General features: G+C 70.9%; 19 protein-coding genes and 5 pseudogenes. 22 read left to right on the forward strand and 2 right to left on the reverse strand.

Going from position 1 to position 19,904, the window contains the following annotated elements:
• Positions 1 to 85 precede the first annotated feature (85 nt).
• The 20 genes and pseudogenes from ACHMXE_RS08510 (at position 86) to ACHMXE_RS08605 (ending at position 17,545) form a co-directional block, all read left to right on the forward strand.
• Entirely contained in the window at positions 86 to 976 is an 891-nt protein-coding gene (locus ACHMXE_RS08510; protein WP_395345593.1) for a hypothetical protein, read from the forward strand.
• Positions 951 to 1,280: a hypothetical protein gene (locus tag ACHMXE_RS08515; protein WP_395345596.1), complete on the forward strand. Its 330-nt coding sequence runs from the start codon at positions 951 to 953 to the stop codon at positions 1,278 to 1,280. The genes ACHMXE_RS08510 and ACHMXE_RS08515 overlap by 26 nt, the downstream gene beginning before the upstream one ends.
• A gap of 93 nt (positions 1,281 to 1,373) precedes the next feature.
• Entirely contained in the window at positions 1,374 to 3,596 is a 2,223-nt protein-coding gene (locus ACHMXE_RS08520) for an indolepyruvate ferredoxin oxidoreductase family protein (protein ID WP_395345599.1), read from the forward strand.
• Positions 3,597 to 3,612: 16 nt separating this feature from the next.
• A complete protein-coding gene (locus ACHMXE_RS08525) occupies positions 3,613 to 3,951 on the forward strand; it encodes a YciI family protein (RefSeq protein WP_395345602.1) in 339 nt (112 codons plus the stop codon).
• Between the two features lie 62 nt (positions 3,952 to 4,013).
• On the forward strand, positions 4,014 to 4,547 hold the full coding sequence (locus tag ACHMXE_RS08530; protein ID WP_395345605.1) for a MarR family winged helix-turn-helix transcriptional regulator: 534 nt from the start codon (positions 4,014 to 4,016) through the stop codon (positions 4,545 to 4,547).
• A gap of 313 nt (positions 4,548 to 4,860) precedes the next feature.
• Positions 4,861 to 5,466 (forward strand): annotated as a pseudogene (locus tag ACHMXE_RS08535) (tripartite tricarboxylate transporter substrate-binding protein); the annotation flags it as partial.
• Between the two features lie 124 nt (positions 5,467 to 5,590).
• Positions 5,591 to 5,740, forward strand: a complete 150-nt coding sequence (locus tag ACHMXE_RS08540; RefSeq protein ID WP_395345608.1) for a hypothetical protein — start codon at positions 5,591 to 5,593, stop codon at positions 5,738 to 5,740.
• Positions 5,741 to 5,755: 15 nt separating this feature from the next.
• A complete protein-coding gene (gene hppD, locus ACHMXE_RS08545) occupies positions 5,756 to 6,820 on the forward strand; it encodes a 4-hydroxyphenylpyruvate dioxygenase (RefSeq protein ID WP_395345611.1) in 1,065 nt (354 codons plus the stop codon).
• A gap of 4 nt (positions 6,821 to 6,824) precedes the next feature.
• Positions 6,825 to 7,148 carry a YciI family protein gene (locus tag ACHMXE_RS08550; protein WP_203207865.1) on the forward strand — a complete coding sequence of 108 codons (324 nt, stop codon included), beginning with the start codon at positions 6,825 to 6,827 and terminating at the stop codon, positions 7,146 to 7,148.
• A 7-nt stretch (positions 7,149 to 7,155) separates the two neighbouring features.
• Positions 7,156 to 8,334: a homogentisate 1,2-dioxygenase gene (locus ACHMXE_RS08555; RefSeq protein WP_203207864.1), complete on the forward strand. Its 1,179-nt coding sequence runs from the start codon at positions 7,156 to 7,158 to the stop codon at positions 8,332 to 8,334.
• Positions 8,331 to 9,312 (forward strand): annotated as a pseudogene (locus ACHMXE_RS08560) (fumarylacetoacetate hydrolase family protein). Before ACHMXE_RS08555 ends, ACHMXE_RS08560 begins: the two are co-directional and overlap by 4 nt.
• Positions 9,309 to 10,688, forward strand: a complete 1,380-nt coding sequence (locus ACHMXE_RS08565; RefSeq protein ID WP_395345615.1) for an FAD-binding oxidoreductase — start codon at positions 9,309 to 9,311, stop codon at positions 10,686 to 10,688. Before ACHMXE_RS08560 ends, ACHMXE_RS08565 begins: the two are co-directional and overlap by 4 nt.
• Before the next feature lie 38 nt (positions 10,689 to 10,726).
• Positions 10,727 to 11,692, forward strand: a complete 966-nt coding sequence (locus ACHMXE_RS08570) for an ABC transporter substrate-binding protein (protein WP_203208407.1) — start codon at positions 10,727 to 10,729, stop codon at positions 11,690 to 11,692.
• Between the two features lie 18 nt (positions 11,693 to 11,710).
• Positions 11,711 to 12,637, forward strand: a complete 927-nt coding sequence (locus ACHMXE_RS08575) for an ABC transporter permease (RefSeq protein ID WP_395345618.1) — start codon at positions 11,711 to 11,713, stop codon at positions 12,635 to 12,637.
• On the forward strand, positions 12,631 to 13,425 hold the full coding sequence (locus tag ACHMXE_RS08580; RefSeq protein ID WP_395345621.1) for an ABC transporter ATP-binding protein: 795 nt from the start codon (positions 12,631 to 12,633) through the stop codon (positions 13,423 to 13,425). Before ACHMXE_RS08575 ends, ACHMXE_RS08580 begins: the two co-directional genes overlap by 7 nt.
• Positions 13,426 to 13,550: 125 nt before the next feature.
• Positions 13,551 to 13,709, forward strand: a pseudogene (locus ACHMXE_RS08585) (alpha-hydroxy-acid oxidizing protein); the annotation flags it as partial.
• Positions 13,639 to 14,725: pseudogene (locus ACHMXE_RS08590) on the forward strand (alpha-hydroxy acid oxidase). The pseudogenes ACHMXE_RS08585 and ACHMXE_RS08590, both read left to right, overlap by 71 nt.
• Positions 14,726 to 14,754: 29 nt before the next feature.
• A complete protein-coding gene (locus ACHMXE_RS08595; RefSeq protein WP_395347333.1) occupies positions 14,755 to 15,081 on the forward strand; it encodes a RidA family protein in 327 nt (108 codons plus the stop codon).
• 24 nt (positions 15,082 to 15,105) lie between these two features.
• The gene (locus ACHMXE_RS08600) at positions 15,106 to 16,410 is read left to right on the forward strand and encodes an MFS transporter (protein ID WP_209545711.1); all 1,305 of its coding nucleotides are present in this window, start codon (positions 15,106 to 15,108) and stop codon (positions 16,408 to 16,410) included.
• 25 nt (positions 16,411 to 16,435) lie between these two features.
• Positions 16,436 to 17,545: a M14 family metallopeptidase gene (locus tag ACHMXE_RS08605; RefSeq protein ID WP_395345624.1), complete on the forward strand. Its 1,110-nt coding sequence runs from the start codon at positions 16,436 to 16,438 to the stop codon at positions 17,543 to 17,545.
• Between the two features lie 4 nt (positions 17,546 to 17,549).
• Here the strand turns inward: ACHMXE_RS08605 and ACHMXE_RS08610 are convergent.
• Positions 17,550 to 18,295 (reverse strand): annotated as a pseudogene (locus tag ACHMXE_RS08610) (NAD-dependent epimerase/dehydratase family protein); the annotation flags it as partial.
• A gap of 28 nt (positions 18,296 to 18,323) precedes the next feature.
• Here ACHMXE_RS08610 and ACHMXE_RS08615 point away from each other — a divergent pair.
• On the forward strand, positions 18,324 to 18,506 hold the full coding sequence (locus ACHMXE_RS08615) for a hypothetical protein (RefSeq protein ID WP_057589784.1): 183 nt from the start codon (positions 18,324 to 18,326) through the stop codon (positions 18,504 to 18,506).
• 68 nt (positions 18,507 to 18,574) lie between these two features.
• Here the strand turns inward: ACHMXE_RS08615 and ACHMXE_RS08620 are convergent, their stop codons facing one another.
• On the reverse strand, positions 18,575 to 18,970 hold the full coding sequence (locus ACHMXE_RS08620) for a hypothetical protein (protein WP_057589876.1): 396 nt from the start codon (positions 18,968 to 18,970) through the stop codon (positions 18,575 to 18,577).
• A gap of 89 nt (positions 18,971 to 19,059) precedes the next feature.
• On the opposite strand from ACHMXE_RS08620, the gene ACHMXE_RS08625 reads away from it, so the two are divergent.
• The gene (locus ACHMXE_RS08625; RefSeq protein WP_395345629.1) at positions 19,060 to 19,854 is read left to right on the forward strand and encodes an AraC family transcriptional regulator; all 795 of its coding nucleotides are present in this window, start codon (positions 19,060 to 19,062) and stop codon (positions 19,852 to 19,854) included.
• The last annotated feature ends 50 nt before the right edge of the window (positions 19,855 to 19,904 follow it).

Below are 19,904 nucleotides of genomic sequence, written 5' to 3' on the forward strand. Positions count from 1 at the left end.
TCACCAACGCCGCATGGATCGCAATTATATATGCTGTCCAGACGGATTAATATTTGATCTTCCCCCCGATGGACGGATCCACACCATGCAGACAGAAGAAGCAGCGCCCGCGCTGGAGACAGGCTACCGGCTCGAAGACAACCGCACCGCGCGCACCGGCCGCGTGTTCCTCACGGGCACCCAGGCGCTGGTGCGCCTGCTGTTTCGCCAGCAGCAGGAGGACAAGGCCCGCGGCTGGAACACCGCCGGCTACGTGAGCGGCTACCGCGGCTCGCCGCTCGCGGGCGTCGACACCGAGCTGTGGCGCGCGAAGTCGGACCTGGCCGAGCACGGCATCCGCTTCCTGCCGGCGATCAACGAGGACCTGGCCGCCACCGCGGTGATGGGCACGCAGCAGGTCGGCCTGGACCCCGAGCGCGAGGTCGATGGCGTGTTCGCCATGTGGTACGGCAAGGGGCCGGGCGTGGACCGCGCGGGCGATGCGATCCGCCACGGCAACGCGGCCGGCACCTCGCGCCGCGGCGGCGTGCTGATGGTGGTGGGCGACGACCATGCGGCCACCTCGTCGTCGATTCCCAATGCCAGCGACCTGTCGCTGATGGGCTGGGGCATCCCGATCGTGCATCCGGCCTCGGTCGACGAGTACGAGGCCTTCGGCCTCTGGGGCTGGGCCGCCTCGCGCCATGCCAGCACCTGGGTCGCGTTCAAGGCGATCTCGGAGACGGTCGAGAGCGCACGTTCGGTCGAGGCCTCCTCGGGCGCGGCACTCGCATGGCCCGACGCGTCCGGGTTGCCCGACACCTCCGCGCTCGAATACCGCACCAGCGACTTCCTCACGCCGGCCGTCGAGCTGCGGCTGGCCGCCAAGCTCGAGGCCTTCAGCGCCTTCGCGCGCGGCAATCCGCTCGATCGCCTGGTGGTGCCGGCGCCCCGGCGCCACGGCCGGCATCGTGGCGGTGGGCAAGTCCTTCCATGACCTGATGGAGGTGCTGCAGCGCTGCGGCCTCGGCGCCGACGACCTGCCGGCGCTCGGCCTGCGGCTCTACAAGCCGGGCCTGGTGTTCCCGCTCGATGCCGAGGGCGCCGACCGTTTCTGCGAAGGGCTGTCGCATGTGCTGGTGATCGAGGAGAAGGCCTCGGTGGTCGAGCAGCAGCTCGAGGATCGGGTGTTCAACCGCGCGCGACGGCCCACGGTCTGCGGCAAGCAGGACCTCGAGGGCCATCCGCTGCTGGCCTGGACCGGCCAGCTCTCGCCGCGAGCATCGCCGCCGCGCTGCTGACGTGGCTGCGCGCCGTCGACCACCCATTGGCCGCGCGCATCGACAGCGCGCGCTTCGTCCGCGCGCGCGGCGCTGTCGAACGAGGCCGACGGCATGCGGCGGCTGCCGTACTTCTGCTCGGGCTGCCCGCACAACAGCTCGACCAAGGTGCCCGAGGGCAGCCAGGCGCAGGCCGGCGTTGGCTGCCACTATATGGCGAGCTGGATGGACCGCGGCACCGGCGGCCTCACGCAGATGGGCGGCGAGGGCACCGACTGGCTCGGGCGCGGCGCCTTCACGCGCGTGCCGCACGTGTTCCAGAACATGGGCGAGGGCACCTACTTCCACTCGGGCTACCTCGCGATCCGGCAAGCGGTGGCGGGCGGCGCCAACATCACCTACAAGATCCTGTTCAACGACGCGGTGGCGATGACCGGCGGCCAGCCCGTCGACGGCCAGACCAGCGTGCCGCAGATCTGCACCCAGGTCGCGAGCGAAGGTGCCCGCAAGGTGGTGGTGGTGACCGACGAGCCGCAGCGCTACCAGGGCGTGGCGCTGGCCGCGGGCGTGCAGGTGCGGCACCGGCGCGAGCTCGACATGGTGCAGCGCGAGCTGCGCGAGATCGCGGGCGTCACGGTGCTGGTCTACGACCAGACCTGCGCGGCCGAGAAGCGCCGCCGCCGCAAGCGCAAGAGCTATCCCGATCCGGCGCGGCGCGTGCTCATCAACCCCGAGGTCTGCGAAGGCTGCGGCGACTGCGGCACGCAGTCGAACTGCCTGTCGGTCGCGCCGCTCGAGACCTCGTTCGGCCGCAAGCGCCAGATCGACCAGTCGAGCTGCAACAAGGACTTCTCGTGCGCCGAGGGCTTCTGCCCCAGCTTCGTGAGCGTGCTCGGCGGCAGCCTGCGCAAGGGCACGGCTGCCGCGCCTGCGCAGGACCCCGAGGCGCTCGCGGCCGCGCTGCCGCTGCCCGCGCTGCCTTCGCTCGCGCAGCCCTTCGACCTGATGATCGCGGGCGTCGGCGGCACCGGCGTCATCACGCTCGGCGCGCTGATCGCGATGGCCGCGCACCTCGAGGGCAAGGGCATCTCGGTGCTCGACTTCACCGCGCTCGCGCAGAAGGGCGGCTCGGTCGTGAGCCACGTGCGCCTGGCCGACACGCCCGATCGCCTGCACTCGGTGCGCCTGCTGCCGGGCACCGCGCGCACCCTGATCGCCGCCGACCTAGTGGTGGGCGTGCTGCCCGACGTGCTGGGCGTGATCGGCGAGGGCCGCACGCGCGTGGTGGTCAACACCCACCTGCAGACCCTGGCCGAGTTCACGCGCCAGCCCGATCTGCCCTACCGCGAGGACGCGCTGCTCGCCAAGATCGAGGCCGCCGCGGGTGCCGCGCAGGTCGAGCGCATCGATGCGAACGCCACCGCCAAGGCGCTGCTCGGCGACGCCATCGGCGCCAACATGCTGATGCTCGGCCATGCCTGGCAGCAGGGCGGCGTGCCGGTCAGCCTGGCGGCACTGATGCGCGCGATCGAGCTCAACGGCGTGGCCGTGGCCGCCAACAAGCGCGCCTTCGCGGCCGGCCGGCTCACGGCCGCCGATCCGCAATGGCGCCAGACGCTGATGGGCGACCGCGGCAGCGTCGTCACGCTGAACCTGCCGCAGTCCTTCGAGAAGCTGCTCGACGAGCGCGTGCGCTTCCTCACCGACTACCAGGACGCGCGCTATGCGCGCCGCTACCTCGACACCGTGCGCCGCGTGGAGGCCGCCGAGCGCGCCGTCGCGCCCGGCGCGCGGCGGCCGCGGCTGGCGGAAGCGGTGGCGCGTTCGCTGTTCAAGCTGATGGCCTACAAGGACGAGTACGAGGTCGCTCGGCTGCATGCGCGGCCCGAGTTCCTGCAGAACCTGCGCAGCCAGTTCGAGGGCGACTTCAAGCTGCAATTCCACCTGGCGCCGCCGATCTTCGAGAAGCGCGGCGCGGATGGAAAGGTGCTAAAGCGCAGCTTCGGCGCCTGGATGCTGCCGGTGTTCCGCACGCTCGCGGCGCTGCGCGGCCTGCGCGGCACGCCGCTCGATCCCTTCGGCTGGCTGGCCGAGCGGCGCGAGGAGCGCGCGCTGGTGGTCGAGTACGAAGGGCTCGTCAGGCGCCTGCTCGACGGGCTGACGAACGAGCGCATCGGCAGCGCGGTGGCGGTCGCGGCGCTGCCCGAGAAGATCCGTGGCTACGGGCACGTGAAGGCGCGCGGCATCGCCGAGTACCGTCGCAACCTGCCCGTGCTGCTGGCGGCGCACGATGCACCGCCGCCCGCGATGCAGCCGCCCGCGCTGAAGACCGCCTGATCGAGCAGCACCCGCCATGCCCATCGCCCTTGATTGCCGCTACCGCCCCGGCGGCGCGCGGGACCGCCTGCCGATCCGCGCGGTCCACCTCGACTACATGATCGCGAACCAGGCGCGCGTGCTGCACGGCGGCCCGTCGCTGGCCGACGGCGAGCTGGTCGGCATGTACCTGCTGCTGGCCACCGACGACCCCGCGCAGGCCGACGACTTCCTGGCCGGCGAGCCCTATGCGCGCGCCGGGCTGTTCGCCGAGGTGCGGCGCACGCTCTTCACGGGCTACCTGCCCGAGCCGCGCGCAGGCTTCCTGCACGAACTGCGGCGCGAGGCGGCGCGCGGGGTCTTGGCATCGGACTGAGGCCGCGCGGCGTGCCTGCGCTAAAGTCCCCGGCCATGCCGTCCAAAGTGAGTGCCTCCCCCATGCCCCGCGATGCCGCCAGCGTTCAACCCGACGGCATCCTGCGCCTGAACGACTGGCTGCCCTACCAGTGCTCGGTCATCACGAACCGCGTGAGCGGCATGCTGGCGCGCATGTACTCGGAGGAACTCGGCATCGGCGTGGTCGAGTGGCGCGTGCTCGCCAACCTGGTCGCGTTCTCGCCGATGTCGGCGACCGAGCTGTCGGAGAGCACGGCCATGGACAAGGTCAGCATCACGCGCGCGCTGAACCTGCTCGTGACCAAGAAGCTGGTCTCGCGCCGCGTCGATGCGAAGGACCGCCGCAAGGTCGTGCTGCGCCTGACCAAGACCGGCGCCGACGCGTACGAACGCGTGATGCCGCTGGCGCGTGCCATCGAGCAGGAGCTGACCAGCGCGCTCACGCCCCAGGAGCTCAAGACCGTGCAGGCGGCGATGCAGGTGCTGGTGGCGCGCGCCAACGCCACGCTGGACGACACGCGCGACTGGCGCGAGCTCGCGCCGGTCGACGCACTGCCGGCGGCCGCGGCCGCCTGAATCCCCGCGCGGCCGGCGCCGCGCCTTCCCCCTTTGCGATCGATCCGCGCCGCGCGGAGGCATGTGCGCGCCCGCTTGCTGGCGAGCCCACGGACAGAAGCAAGAAATCAATTTCCAAAAGAAACAGTTTCATAATGAAATGAATAGGCCTAGAATTCGGCGCACCCCATAAAAAAGGAGACAAGCCATGATTCGACGCCGCGACATCCTTGCCGGTTCGGCCTGCGCCGCAGCGGGTGCGCTGATCCCGGTCTTCCCCCTGGCGGCCGCCGCCGAAACCCCGCCCACGCTGTCGAAGACGGCGCGCATCGTGATGGGCTTTCCCGCGGGCGGCTCGGGCGATTCGATCGCGCGGCTGCTGGCCGAACGCATCAAGGGCAGCTACGCGCCGGTGGTGCTGGTCGAGAACCGCGTGGGCGCGGGCGGGCGCCTCGCAATGGACCACGTGAAGGCGGCGGAGGCCGACGGCAGCGCGCTGGTGCTGGCGCCCGCCTCGGTGATGGTGATCTATCCGCACGTCTACAAGCGGCTGTCGTACGACCCGCTCAAGGACTTCGCACCGGTGTCGACCGTGTGCACTTTCCAGTTCGGCCTCAGCGTGGGGCCGGCGGTGCCGCCCGAGGTGCGCACCGTGCAGCAGTTCGCGCAGTGGTGCAACGCCAATCCCTCGAAGGCCAGCTTCGGCTCGCCGGGCGAAGGCACGATGGCCCACTTCGCGGGCGTGGTGATCGGCAAGGCCGCGGGCATGAACCTCACGCACGTGCCCTACAAGGGCGGCGCGCCCGCGATCCAGGACGTGGTGGGCGGCCAGATCGCGGCCTCGGTCAACGTGCTGAGCGAGCCGCTGCCGTTCGCGAAGGAAGGGCGCATCCGCGTGCTGGCGACCACCGGCTCCGCGCGCTCGCCCTATCTGCCCGAGGCGCCCACCATGCGCGAGGCCGGCTTTCGCGACTTCGACATTCAGGAGTACTTCGCCGTCTGGGGCGCCCGCCAAGACCCCGTCGGCCGTCGCGAACGCACTGGCCGCGCAGATCCGCGACGCCGTGGCCACGAAGGAGCTGCAGGAGGCCTATGCCGCGCGCGCCTTCCTGCCGAGCGCGGTCACGCCGCGCGAACTCGACGCCATGGTGCGCGCCGATCTCGCCAAATGGGCGCCGATCGTGCAGTCCACCGGTTTTTCCATCGACAGCTGAAGCCAGGAGAATTCAATGACCCAGAAGGAACGTGCAGAGGTGCTCGGCACCGCGTTCATGGAGTTCGCAAGTCCCGACCCGCAGGCGCTGGCCGTCGTGCTCGAGCGCATGGGCTTTCGCACCGTCGCGCGGCACCGCGCGGGGCATGCGCTGCTGATGCGGCAGGCGGGTGTCGAGTTCATCGTCGGCACGCGCCAGGATGGGCATGCGATGCGATTCGCTGCCCACCACGGACCGTCGTGCGCCGGCATGGCCTTTCGCGTGGCCGACAGCGCGCGTGCGATGACGCTGGCCCGCGAGCGCGGCGCGCAGCCGCTCGACGCGGCGGCGACGTCGCTGCTGCCGGACTGCGCACTGCAGGGCATCGGCGGCAGCGCGCTCTACCTGGTCGACGACGCGGCGCTCGCGGCGCTGCACGCGCAGTTCGAGTTCGATCCGGCCGCCGTGCCCGACACCGGCGCGGACTTCGCCCCCTTCGTGCGCGTCGACCACGTCACGCACTGCGTGCACCCGGGCAACATGCCCCAGTGGGTGGACTTCTACAAGAACATCTTCGGCTTCGAGGAGGTGTTCAAGTTTGTCGCCGGCGACGCCAGCAACGGCTTCGACACGATCGCGGTGCGCGATCCCGCGAGCACCGCCTGCGTGACCGTGGTGTCGCCCATGGGCCGCAGCTCGCAGATCCAGGAGTTCATCGACGAGTACAACGGCGAGGGCATCCAGCACATCGCGCTGTTCAGCGACGACCTCTACACCAGCGTCGAGCGGCTGCGCGGTGCCGGCGTGGAGTTCCTGCCCACGCCCGCGGCCTACTACGACGCGCTCGACACCCGGCTGCCGGGCCATGGCGAGGACGTGGCGCGCATGAAGTCGCTGGGCATGCTGCTCGACGGCGCCGCCACCGGCGAGAACCCCGACGCGCGGGCGCGCTTCCTGCTGCAGATCTTCACGCGCAAGATGATCGGGCCGATCTTCTTCGAGGCCATCCAGCGCAAGGGCGACACCTCGTTCGGCGAGGGCAATGCCAAGGCGCTGTTCGAGGCCATCAAGCGCGAGCAGGCCGGCGCGGACGCGCACTGAGACCATGGCCTGGCTCGTCCGTTGCCTCTATCGCCCCGGCGGCGCGCAGGACCGCCTGCCGCTGCGCGCCGACCACATCCGCCACATGCTGGCCTGGCTGCCCCGCACCGTGTTCGGCGCGGCGCTGCTCGACGCCGATGTGCGCGAGCCGACCGGCATGGTGGTCGCGCTGTCGGTCGCCTCGCGCGCCGAGGCACGGCGCTTCATCGACGCCGAGCCCTACAACCGCGCGGGCCTGTTCGCCACCGTCGAGCTCACGCCGCTGGTCCAGATGACCCCGCCCCACACGCCCGAATTCCTGCAGGCCGAACTGCGCAAGTGCCCGTGAACCGTCCATGAACAAACCCATCGTCCTTCCCATGCGCGCCGGCATCGCCTCGCGCCAGGCCCACGCGGACATCCCGCCCGGCACCTACGAGCGCGAGATCGGCCGCGAGGGCTTCGGCGGCCAGGCCACGCACATGTACCACCGCCATGCGCCCACGGCCTGGCTGCGCTGGGACGGTCCGCACCGCCCGCGCGCCTACGACCTCAACCAGCTGCCGGCCGCCGCGCAGGGCCTCGACTGCCCGCTCGACGCGCCGCTGGTCGCGGGCAATGCCCACATGCGGCTGCGCTGCTGGAAGCCCTCGGCGCCCATGCGCCACCTGGCGCGCAACGCCGACGGCGACGAGCTGCTGTTCGTCCACGAGGGCGGCGGCGATCTCTACTGCGACTATGGCCATCTGCGCCTGCGCGACGGCGACTACCTGCTGCTGCCGCGCGGCACCGCCTGGCGCTACGAGCCCGCGGCGCCGTCCTTCCTGCTGCTGCTCGAAGCCACGGGCGACAGCTTCCGCCTGCCCGAGCGCGGGCTGCTCGGCGAGCATGCGCTGTTCGATGCCGGCGTGCTCGACGTGCCGCAGCTCGACGAGGCCTTCGTCGCGCAGCAGCACGCCGCGCCGCGCGAGTGGGCCGTGCGCATCCAGGCGCGGCACCGCGTGTCCACGCTGACCTATCCGCACGACCCGCTCGACGCGCTGGGCTGGAAGGGCACGCTCGCGCCGGTGCGCCTCAACTGGCGCGACATCCGGCCCGTGCTCAGCGCGCGCTACCATCTGCCGCCCTCGGCCCACACCACCTTCCTGACGCAGCGCGTGGCCGTCTGCACCTTCTGCCCGCGGCCGGCCGAGACCGACCCGGGCGCGCTCAAGGTGCCGTTCTTCCATTCGAACGACGACTACGACGAGCTGCTGTTCCTGCACGCGGGCCGCTTCTTCAGCCGCGACGGCATGGGGCCGGGCGCGATGACCTTCCATCCCGCCGGCTTCCCGCACGGGCCGCATCCCGCGGCCTACCGCAACAGCCTGTCGGCGCCGCGCACCGAGCTGCACGAGGTCGCCATCAACATCGATGCGCGCGATCCGCTCGACATCGGCCCGGGCATGGCGGCCTTCGAGCGCGCGGAGCATGCCGACTCCTGGCGCGGCTACCTCGATGCGCCCGAAGACAAGACCGAACAGGTGACCGCATGAGACTCGCGACGCTGAACAACGGCCGGCGCGACGGCCAGCTCGTGGTGGTGTCGGCCGATGCGCGGCGCTGCCTCGCAGTGCCCGAGGCCGCGCCCACCTTGCAGGCCGCGCTCGACGACTGGGATCAAGCGGCGCCGCTGCTGCGCGCGGCCGCGGCCCGGCTCGACGCAGAGCCCGCCGCGGGCCAGCCGCTCGAACTCTCGGCGCTGCTGGCGCCGCTGCCGCGCGCCTACCAGTGGGTCGATGCCAGCGGCTACCTGTCGCACATGGAGCGCGTGCGCCGCGCGCGCGGCGCCGAGATGCCGCCGTCGGCGCGCACCGAGCCCGTCATCTACCAGGGGCTGTCGGACCGCAACCTCGCCTGGTGCGAGGACATCCCCCGCCGACCCGGCCTGGGGCACCGACCTCGAGGGCGAACTCGCCGTGATCACCGGCGACCTGGGCCCCGCGCCCACGCCCGAGCAGGCGCTGGCCCAGGTGCGGCTGCTGGTGCTGGTCAACGACGTCTCGCTGCGCGCGCTGATCCCCGGCGAACTGGCCAAGGGCTTCGGCTTCTTCCACGGCAAGCCCGCGAGCGCCTTCGGCCCCTTCGCCGTCACGCCCGACGAACTGGGCGCCGACTGGCGGGAGGGCCGCGCCTTCGGCCGGCTGCGCGTCGAGGTCAACGGCCAGGTGCGCGGTGAGCTGCGCACCGGCGACGACCAGGACTTCAGCTTCGTCGACATCCTGCGCTATGCCACCCGCACGCGCGGACTCGGCGCCGGCAGCATCGTCGGCGCCGGCACGGTCTCCAACCGCGACGCGGCGCGCGGCGTGGCCTGCATCGTCGAGCAGCGCACGCTGCAGCAGCTCGCGGGGCAGGGGCCCGATGCGCTGGCGCCGTACCTGGTGCCGGGTGACACCGTGGGCCTGTCGTTCCACACCGACGACGGCCGCGAGCTGTTCGGCCGCATCGAGCAGAAGGCGGTGGCCGCATGAGCGATGCGACCCTGGCCTGCATCGACGACCTGCGTGGCTGGCTCGGCGAGCGGCTGTCCACGGCGCCGGCCGTGCGCGACCAGCACGGCCGCGACACCACCTTCCATCCGGTGATGCCGCCCGACGCGGTCGCGTTCCCGCAGAACGTGGCCGAGGTGCAGCGCATCGTTGCCACCTGCGCCGCGCGGCGCGTGCCGCTCGTGGCCTTCGGCACCGGCACCTCCTGCGAGGGCCACATCGCGGCGCTGCGTGGCGGCATCAGCCTGGACACGCGCGGACTCGACCGCATCCGCGACGTTCGCACGGCCGACATGGACGCGACGGTCGAGGCCGGCGTGACCCGCAAGAGCCTCAACGCGCACTTGCACGGCACCGGCCTGCAGTTCCCGGTCGATCCGGGCGCGGACGCATCGATCGGCGGCATGGTGTCGACGCGCGCCTCGGGCACCAACGCCATGCGCTACGGCACCATGCGCGAGAACGTGATGGCGCTCGAGGTGGTGCTGCCCGACGGCGAACTGATCCGCACCGGCACGCGCGCGCGCAAGTCCGCGGCCGGATACGACCTCACGCGCCTGTTCGTCGGCGCCGAGGGCACGCTCGGCATCGTGACGGCGGCGACCGTGCGCCTGCATGCGCTGCCCGAGCACGTGGCGGCCGCCACCTGCGCCTTCGGCACCTTGCGCGCCGCGGTCGACACCGTGATCGAGACGCTGCAGGCCGGCGTGCAGCTCGGCCGCGTCGAACTGCTCGACGCGCTGCAGGTGGAGGCCGTGAACCGCTACTCGCGGCTCGGCATGGCGGTCGCGCCCACGCTGTTCTTCGAATTCCACGGCAGCGAGCCCGAGGTCGCGCACCAGGTGAAGGTGGTGCGCGAGGTCGCGGCCTCGCACGGCGGCCAGGACTTCGCGTGGGCGCACCGGCCCGAGGACCGCAGCCGGCTGTGGCAGGCGCGGCACGACATCTGGTGGGCAAACAAGGGCCTGCGTCCCGGCGCCGAAGGCCTGCCCACCGACGTCTGCGTGCCGATCTCCGAGCTGGCCGACCAGATCGAGGCCGCGCAGCAGGACGTGCGGGCCGAAGGGCTGATCGCGCCGATCTGCGGCCATGTCGGCGACGGCAACTTCCACCTGTGCTTCATGGTGGACCCGTCGGATGCCGCCGAGATCGCGCGCGTGAAGGCCGCCTATGCGCGGATGATCCGGCGCGCGCTCGCGGTCGGCGGCACCTGCACCGGCGAGCACGGCATCGGCCACGGCAAGGTCGAGTTCCTGCGCGAGGAGGCCGGCGGTGGCTTTCGCGTCATGCAGGCGCTGCGCGCCGCGCTCGATCCGCTCGGCATCCTGAACCCCGGCAAGGTCACCGGGTTCTTCTGAGTTCTTCGACCCCCTCAACCCCTGGAGATCTCCCCATGATGAAACGCCCCTTCCGGGTGGCGCTGCTCGCGCTCGTCCTCGCTCCTTTCGCCGCGCTGCCGGCGCACGCCGCCGATGCGCGCGTCAGTGTCACGGCCATCGTCGACCACCCTGCGCTCGATGCGGCACGCCAGGGCATCGTCGAGGAACTCGCCGCGGCCGGCTACGTGGTCGGCAAGAACCTGCGGCTGGACTACCAGAGCGCGCAGGGCAACACCGCGACCGCGGCCCAGATCGCGCGCAAGTTCGTCGGCGACCGGCCCGACGTGATCGTCGCGATGTCCACGCCCTCGGCGCAGACCGTGGTCGCGGCGACGCGCGAGATCCCGATCGTGTTCAGCGCCGTGACCGATCCGGTCGCCGCGAAGCTGGTCAAGTCGTGGGAGGCCACGGGCGGCAACGTCACGGGCGTGTCCGACCTGCCGCTGCTGGACAAGCACCTGGCCCTGCTGCGCCAGGCGCTGCCGACGGCCAAACGCATCGGCGTGGTCTACAACCCTGGCGAGGCCAATTCCGTCGCCGCGATCGCGCAGCTCAAGAAGCTCGCGCAGCCGGCCGGCCTGAGCGTGATCGAGGGTGCCGCGCCGCGCACCGTGGATGTGGCGAGCGCGGCCCAGAGCCTGGTCGGCAAGGTCGATGCGATCTACGCGCCGACCGACAACAACGTGACCTCGGCCTTCGAGGCCCTGGCCAAGGTAGCGGACCAGGGCCGGGTGCCGCTGATCGCGGCCGACCCCTCGCTCGCGGCGCGCGGCGCGGCGCTGGGCATCGGCACCAACTACCACGACCTGGGCCGCCAGTCGGGCAAGCTGGTGGTGCGCGTGCTCAAGGGCGAGGCACCCGGCAGCATCGCCTCGCAGGTCAGCCCGACGCTGGAGCTGCTCGTGAACCAGGCCGCGGCGCGGCGGCAGGGGCTGGCGCTGTCCGACGCGCTGCTCAAGTCCGCGACCCGCGTGATCGACTGAGCGCCGGCCGGAGCATCGATGTCCCTCATCGCTTTCCAGGGCTCGCTCGAGGTGGGCCTGATCTTCGCGCTGGTCGCGCTCGGCGTCTTCATCTCGTTTCGGGTCGTGAACTTTCCCGACCTGACCGTCGACGGCAGCTTCCCGCTCGGCGGCGCGGTGGCCGCGACCCTGCTGGTGGGCGGCTGGCATCCGCTGGCCGCGACGGCGGCGGCCTTCGCCGCGGGCGCGCTCGCGGGTCTCACGACCGGCTGGCTGCACGTCAAGCTCAAGATCATGCAGCTGCTCGCGGGCATCCTCGTGATGATCGCGCTCTACTCGATCAACCTGCGGGTGATGGGCAAGCCCAACGAGCCCTTGCTGGGTGCGTCGACGGTGTTCAATACGCCGCCGCTCGAGGCGCTGCCGGGGCCGTGGACCACCGCGCTGGTGCTGCTGGCCGTCACCTTGGCGGTCAAGTTCGCGCTCGACCGCTACTTCGGATCGGAGGCCGGCCTGGCCATGCGCGCCACCGGCGGCAACGCGCGAATGGCGCGCGCGCTGGGCGTGTCGACCGACCGGCTGTCGCTGTTCGCGCTGGCGCTGTCCAACGGCATCGTGGCGCTGGCGGGCGCGCTGTTCGCGCAATCGCAGGGCGGGGCCGACGTGTCGATGGGCATCGGCACCATCGTGATCGGGCTGGCGGCCGTGATCATCGGCGAGACCCTGCTGCCCATGCGCAGCATCGCCTGGGCCACGCTCGGCTGCGTCGTCGGCGCGGTGCTCTACCGCATGCTGGTGGCGCTGGCGCTCAACAGCGACTTCATCGGCCTGAAGGCGCAGGACCTCAACCTCGTCACGGCCGTGCTGGTGACGCTCGCGCTCGTGATGCCGGCCTCGAAGCGCTTCCTGGCGCGGCGGCGCGGCGCCCTTGGCGCATCGAAGAAGAAGGAGGCCGGCGCATGCTGAAGGCACTGGACCTGCGCGTGACCTTCCACGCGGGCACGCCGATGGAGAACCGCGCGCTGCGCGGGCTCGACCTGACGATTCCGCGCGGCGAGTTCGTCACCGTCATCGGCTCGAACGGCGCCGGCAAGTCGACCCTGCTCAATGCGCTCAGCGGCGACCTGCTGGTCGATAGCGGCCGCATCTTCATCGACGAGGTGGAGGTCACGCGCCTGAGCGCCTGGCAGCGCAGCGCGCTCGTGGCGCGCGTGTTCCAGGACCCGATGGCCGGCACCTGCGAGGCGCTGACCATCGAGGAGAACCTCGCGCTGGCCTGGCGGCGCGGCGAGCGGCGCGGGCTGCGCGCGGCGCTGCGAGGCGAACTGCGCGAGCTGTTCCGCGACCGGCTGCGCAGCCTCGACCTGGGGCTCGAGCAGCGGCTCAACGATCGCATGGGACTGCTGTCGGGCGGCCAGCGCCAGGCCGTCAGCCTGCTGATGGCCTCGCTCAAGCCCTCGCGCATCCTGCTGCTCGACGAGCACACGGCCGCGCTTGATCCGAAGACCGCGGCCTTCGTGCTCGCGCTCACGCAGCGGATCGTGGAGGAGCAGCAGCTCACCGCGATGATGGTCACGCACAGCATGCGGCAGGCCCTCAGCCATGGCTCGCGCACGCTGATGCTGCACGAGGGCCGTGTCGTGCTCGACGTGAGCGGACCGCAGCGCGCCGGCATGGACGTGCCCGACCTGCTGCAACTGTTCGAGCGCACGCGCGGCGAGGCGGTGGCCGACGATGCGCTGCTGCTCGGATGAGCCCTGCGCGCATCGGGCTTTCGCGCGCCGCCGGCACGGCGCATGAAACATGCCGCGGCCTGCTCGCCGAAGGCCAAAGCGCCATTAAATATGCCGGCTGGACGGCTTAATATTTTCGTTCGACCATGACCCACTACCTGCAAGCGCACTGCATCGACGACTTCCGCGAACTGGCCCGGCGCGCGCTGCCGCGCATGGTGTTCGACTACATCGATGGCGGCGCGGGCTCCGAGTCGAGCGTGCGCGGCAACCGCAGCGCCTTCGACCGTGTCCGGCTGCTCGGCTCCGCGCCGGTCGACGTGTCGCAGCGCAGCACCGCGATGCAGCTGTTCGGTCGCTCTTGGACCCCTGCCGCTGATCATCGGCCCCACCGGGCTGGCGGGCGCGGCCTGGCCCGGCGCCGACCGCTGCCTGGCGCGGGCCGCCCGCGCCTTCGGCATTCCATTCGTGATGAGCACGGCCGCCACCGCGACCATGGAAGCCGTGGCGGAGGCGGCGCAGGGCAACGCCTGGTTCCAGCTCTACGTGTTCCGCGACCGCGCGATCAGCGCGCGCCTGATCGACCGAGCACGCGACCTCGACTTCGCGGCACTCGAGGTGACCGTGGACAACCCGGTCGCGGGCCGGCGGCTGCGCGACGAGCGCAACGGTTTCAGCCTGCCGCTGCGCTGGACCCCGCGCAAGCTCGCGAGCGTGCTCGCGCGGCCCGGCTGGGCCTGGCGCGCGCTGCGCGCCGGCGCGCCACGGCTTGAGTTGATGGCCGGCGAGCTCGGCCTGCAGGCCACCCACACCATCGCGCAGACCATGCAGGCCCAGCTCGATCCCTCGCTGGGCTGGGACGACATCGCCTGGGTGCGCGAGCGCTGGCCCGGCAAGCTGATCGTCAAGGGCCTGCTCGATCCCGCGCAGGGCCGCCGCGCGCAGCAGCTCGGCGTCGATGCCATCGTGATCAGCAACCATGGCGGGCGGCAGCTCGACGGTGCCGTCGCGCCGATCGAAATCCTGCCCGAGTTCGCGAGCGAGACCGGCGGCCGCCTGCCGCTGCTGCTCGACAGCGGCGTGCGCACCGGCAGCGACATCGCGCGCGCTCGCGCTCGGCGCCACGGCCGTGCAGATCGGGCGGCCCACGCTCTACGCGGTCGCCTCGGGCGGCGAGCCGGCCGTTTCCAGGGCGCTGGCCCTGCTCAAGGAGGAATTCGAGGTCTGCCAGTGCCTGATGGGCGCCGGCAGCGTGGCGTCGATCGGCGCCCACATGGTGCGCGGGGCCGCGTCCGCGGCACCGCAAAAGGAGACGGCATGAACATCGAACGACTGCACACCGACGAACGCATGAGCCAGGCCGTGGTGCATGGCGGTATCGTCTACCTCGCCGGCCAGGTGGACCTGGTACAGCCCGCGGCAACCGTGGGCGAACAGATGGCGCGCATCCTGCGGCGCATCGACGCGCTCTTGGCGCAGGCAGGTTCGGGCAAGTCGAGGCTGCTGAGCGCGACCATCTGGCTCGCCGACACCGACGACTTCGCCGAGATGAACCGCGTGTGGACCGACTGGCTGCCGCCCGGATGCGCACCGGCGCGCGCGACCGTGGGTGCGCGGCTCGCGCTGCCCGCGCTGCTGGTCGAGGTGGCCGTGATCGCCGCCACCGGCACCGACTGACTTTCCTTCCCTCCCTCGACGCCCATGAGCACAAACCCCGCGCACACCGCCGTCAGCCGGCGCCAGACCATCGTCGCCACCACCATCGGCAACGGCCTCGAGATCTTCGACTTCACCGTCTACGGTTTCCTCGCACTGGTGATCGGCAAGCTGTTCTTTCCCACCTTCAGCGGCTACGGCCAGCTGCTGCTCACGGTCGCGACCTTCGGCGTCGGCTTCATCATGCGGCCGCTCGGCGGCATCGTGATCGGCGCCTATGCCGACCGCGCGGGCCGCAAGAAGGCGATGACGCTCACCATCTTCCTGATGGCACTCGGCTGCGCGGTGATCGCCTTCACGCCCACCTACGCGAGCATCGGCGTCGCGGCGCCGGTGCTGATCGTGCTGGCGCGGCTGATCCAGGGCTTCTCGGCCGGCGGCGAGGTCGGTGCTTCCACCACGCTGCTGGTGGAACATGCCACGCCGCAGAACCGCGGCTACATGGCGAGTTGGCAGTTCGCGAGCCAGGGCCTGGGCGTGATGCTCGGCGCGGTGGTGGTGGGCACGCTGACCTTCACGCTGTCGCCGCAGTCCATGGAAAGCTGGGGCTGGCGCGTGCCCTTCTTCATCGGCATGCTGATCGCGCCGGTGGGCATGTACATCCGCCGTCACCTTCACGAGTCGCTCGAGATCGCGCCCGACGCGAGCGCGAAGCCGCGCGAGAGCAGCCTCAAGATCGTCTGCACGCAGCATGGCGGCACGGTGCTCGCGGCCATCCTCACCATGGTGGGCGGCACCACCGCCGCCTACGTGATCACCTTCTACATGCCGACCTACGCGGTGCGCGAACTGGGGCTCGCGCCTTCGGTGGCGCTGTTCGGCGCGGCGATCACGGGCCTGATCCTGTTCGTGGTGTCGCCGCTGGTCGGTGCACTGTCGGACCGCGTGGGGCGCAAGCCGCTGATTCTCTGGAGCCGTGTCCTCCTCGTACTGCTGATCTACCCGGGCTTCCTCTGGCTCAACGCCTCGCCCACGCCCGCCGTGCTGTTCACCGTGCTCGGCGTGCTGAGCCTGGGCCTCGTGGGCCAGACCGCGCCGAGCATCACGATGCTGCCCGAGATGTTCCCGAAGGCGGTGCGTGCCAGCGGCATGTCGCTGGTCTATAGCGTGGGCGTGGCGCTGTTCGGCGGCTTCGCGCCCTTCATCAGCACCTGGCTGCTCAACGCCACCGGCAGCAAGCTCGCGCCGGCCTGGTACCTGGTCGCGATGACCGCCGTCTCCTTGCTGGGGCTGATCTGGCTGCGCGACCATACGGGCCGCGACATCGACGCGGCCGGTGCGCACGCCTGAAACGCTCGCCTCTTCGAAGCTTTCCATGACCATCTCCAATCACAGCAGCGCCGCCACGCGGCATTTCTCGGGCACCTATGTCGAGGCCCGCGCCAAGTTCCTCGAGGCCGCGCGCGCCCGCGGCGCGTCGATCGAATCCTTCGTCAATGAAGCCCACCGCGGCGCGCTCGGCGAGGAACTCGCGACCGACGTCGCGCTGCTCGGCGCCATCGATGCGAAGAAGCTGCTGCTCGTGACCTCGGGCACGCACGGCCCCGAAGGCTTCTGCGGCTCGGGCACGCAGGTCGCGACCCTGCACGACGACGACCTGCTCGCGCGGCTTGAGCAGGCCGGCGTCGCGCTGCTGCTGGTGCATGCCGTCAATCCGCACGGCTTCTCGCACCTGCACCGCACCAACGAGGACAACATCGACCTCAACCGCAACCACATCGACTTCGGCGCGCCGCTGCCGGTGAACGCCGAGTACACCGATGTCGAACCGCTGGTGCTGCCCGCGAGCTGGCCGCCCACGCCGGCCGATGAAGCGGCCGTGGCCGCCTACGTCGACAAGCACGGCATGCGCGCTTTCCGCGCCGCCGTCACCAAGGGCCAGTACGTCTCTCCCGACGGCCTGTTCTACGGCGGCACCGCGCCTTCGTGGAGCAACAAGACCATCCGGTCGATCCTGCGCAAGTACGCGGCCTCGGCCACGCACATCGGCTGGATCGACGTGCACACGGGCCTCGGCCCCTACGGCCATGGCGAGAAGGTCTACCCGGGCCGCAACGCGCCCGAGGACCTCGCGCTCGCACGCGCCTGGTGGGGTGCCGACGTCTTCGCGCTGTCCGGCGAGGACTCCGTGTCCGCGCATGTGTCGGGGCCGGTGGTTTGCGCGGCCTACGACGAATGCCCACGGGCGCGCATCGCACCCATGGGCCTCGAGTTCGGCACCATTCCCATCGACGACATGCTGCCGCGGCTGAGCGCCGACACCTGGCTGCGCGGCCACCCGGAAGCGCCCGAGTCGCAGCGGCGAGAGATCCGCCAGCAGCTGCGCGATGCCTTCTACTGCGACAACGACGAGTGGAAGGGCATGGTGCTGGGGCAGACGCGCGTGGTGCTGCTGCAGACGCTGCAGGGCTTGCGCGAGGCCTGATCGTTCAGGCCGTCTGCAGCCGCTCCAGGTCGGCGATCAACGCCGGCCCCGTCGGTTTCCATCCCAGGGTCTCGCGCGTCCACGCGCTCGACGCGGGTAGGTCCAGCCCCGCGAACATCGCGAGCCAGCCGAAGAAGCCCGGTGCTTCCTCGGGCGCGAGCGAGCGGACCGGCAGTTGCAGCCGACGCCCGAGCGCCTCGGCGATCTCGCGCATCGCCACGCCTTCCTCGGCCACCGCGTGGTACTTCGCGCCCGCGCAGCCTTCTCGAGAGCGAGCCTGTAGAGCCGTGCCACGTCGAGCACATGCGCCGCAGGCCAGCGGTTGAGGCCGTCGTCGACATAGGCGCAGGCGCCCTTGTCGCGGTACATCTCGATCAGCGGGCTGATCAGGCCCTGGCGCGCCGTATCGTGCACCTGCGGCAGCCGCACGATCGACACGTTCACGCCATGCGTCTCGGCGGCGGCGTTCGCCGCCTCTTCCGAGGCCGCGCGCGGATGCGTGTCGGCGCCCACGGTCGGATGGTCTTCCTTCGCCGGCTGGCCCGCCACCGTGTTGGCGATGCCGGTGCCGGAGGTGACGACCAGCGGGCGATCGGAGCCCGCGAGCGCCCCCGCCAGCGCATCGATGACCCGGCGGTCGTCCTCGCAGTTCTGCACGAAGCGCGAGAAGTCGTGGTTGAAGGCCAGGTGGATCACGCCATCGGCGCGCTCGACGCCGGCGCGCAGGCTGCAGGCGCCCTCCAGGGTACCGTGCAGCAAGCCCCGAGTTCGCCGCGATGTGCGCGACAACGACGTGGTCGGCGTGCACGGCGAAACGGTCAAGCACATCCGCCATCCAGTGCTCGGACCGCTGGCCTTCGAGTACTCGTCGTTCGCGGTCGATGGGCGGCCGGACCTCAGCCTGGTGGTCTACAACCCGACGACGCCGGGGGATGCGCAGAGGATCGGGGCGTTGGTCTGAAGGGGCGGCGCGGGCCGCCTTGCGTCAGCGGATCGCGTCCGGGCGCGAGAGCGGCGCATGGGCGTTCTTCAACGGCCAAGGAGCCGGCCCGCCAGTTCCTCTGCATCGGCTTTCGATGCGGCGACTTCCATCGGCACGCCGAATGCCTTGGCCGCCATCGCGGTCTGAGCCTTGAAGGTCTCACGCTGGACTGCGTCGGGCTCGATGATGACGACTGCCTTGCAGAAGGAAGCCAGCGCGGTCTTGTTGCGCTTGAGCCATAGTCCGCGTGCCTTGCGGTCATCATGCGACTCTTGCGGTTGGCCTTCTTCCATCAGGAGAACGAAGGGGCTGGCGTGTTCCAGCAAGGCATTCATCTCGCGCTCCCATTGCACGGCATAGCCGGGATGGATGGCGGTGGCGCGGGATCGCACGACTGGGAATTCGCTCACGTCGTGCACGGTGAAGTGGTCTGTAGATTCCATGACCCGAGCGTAGGGCGCCAGTTCGCGCATTCGGTAATGAGACGGGGACAGCGAGCAATGAGAACCGGCCAATTTCAGCCGAGGGAAGAATGCAGATGGCGCAATTGAGCGAGCGCGCCGATGGTCCGCTGCTGGTTGCCTTCCAGGGCAACGATGCACCCGGCAACGAGTTTCGACTCGGAACGCGCGAGTACGACTGGCACCGCCATGTGAGAGGACAACTCTTCTGCATCGAGCAGGGCCTGGTCCAGGTGCGGACTCCCCATGGTGCCTGGCTGATGCCGCCTCACCGCGCGGGATGGATTCCTCCTGGCGTGCAGCACAAGGTGAGCGTCAGCGGTGCGCTGAGCGGCTGGGGGCTCATGCTGAGGCCTGATGCTGCGGCGGTGCTTCCGTCGCAGCCGTGCGTGCTGGGCGTGAACGAGTTGCTGAGGGCGCTCGTTCGAAGGGCCGCAGGCTGGAGCCGGAAGGACGCACTGCAACACGAGCAGGAGCGCCTGTGCATGGTGCTGCTGGACGAAGTCCGACTCGCGCAACACGAGCCGCTCCATCTGCCGCTGCCGACCGAGCGACGCCTGCTGCAGATCGCGCATCGCCTGATCGATCATCCCGAGGATCCGCGAACCTTCGCGGAGCTTGCGTCATGGGCAGGCTTGTCCGCGCGAACGGCACGCCGGCATTTCGTCGTTCAGACCGGCATGAGCCTGGCACGGTGGCGGCAGCACGCCCGGCTTGCGAATGCGGTCGAACGGCTTGCGAACGGCCACACGGTGGCTGACGTCGCGGACGCCCTCGGCTATGCGACGCCGAGCAACTTCATCGCGATGTTTCGCAGGGAGTTCGGCCAATCGCCAGGAAAGTACTTCGCCGATCGGCACAGCTGACCGGTGCATGCCTGCGCGGTGCGGGCTTTGGGGCTCAGAGGGCTCGCTCC

Origin of the sequence: Variovorax sp. UC122_21 (genome assembly GCF_044056785.1) — a bacterium.
Classification (GTDB): domain Bacteria; phylum Pseudomonadota; class Gammaproteobacteria; order Burkholderiales; family Burkholderiaceae_C; genus Variovorax.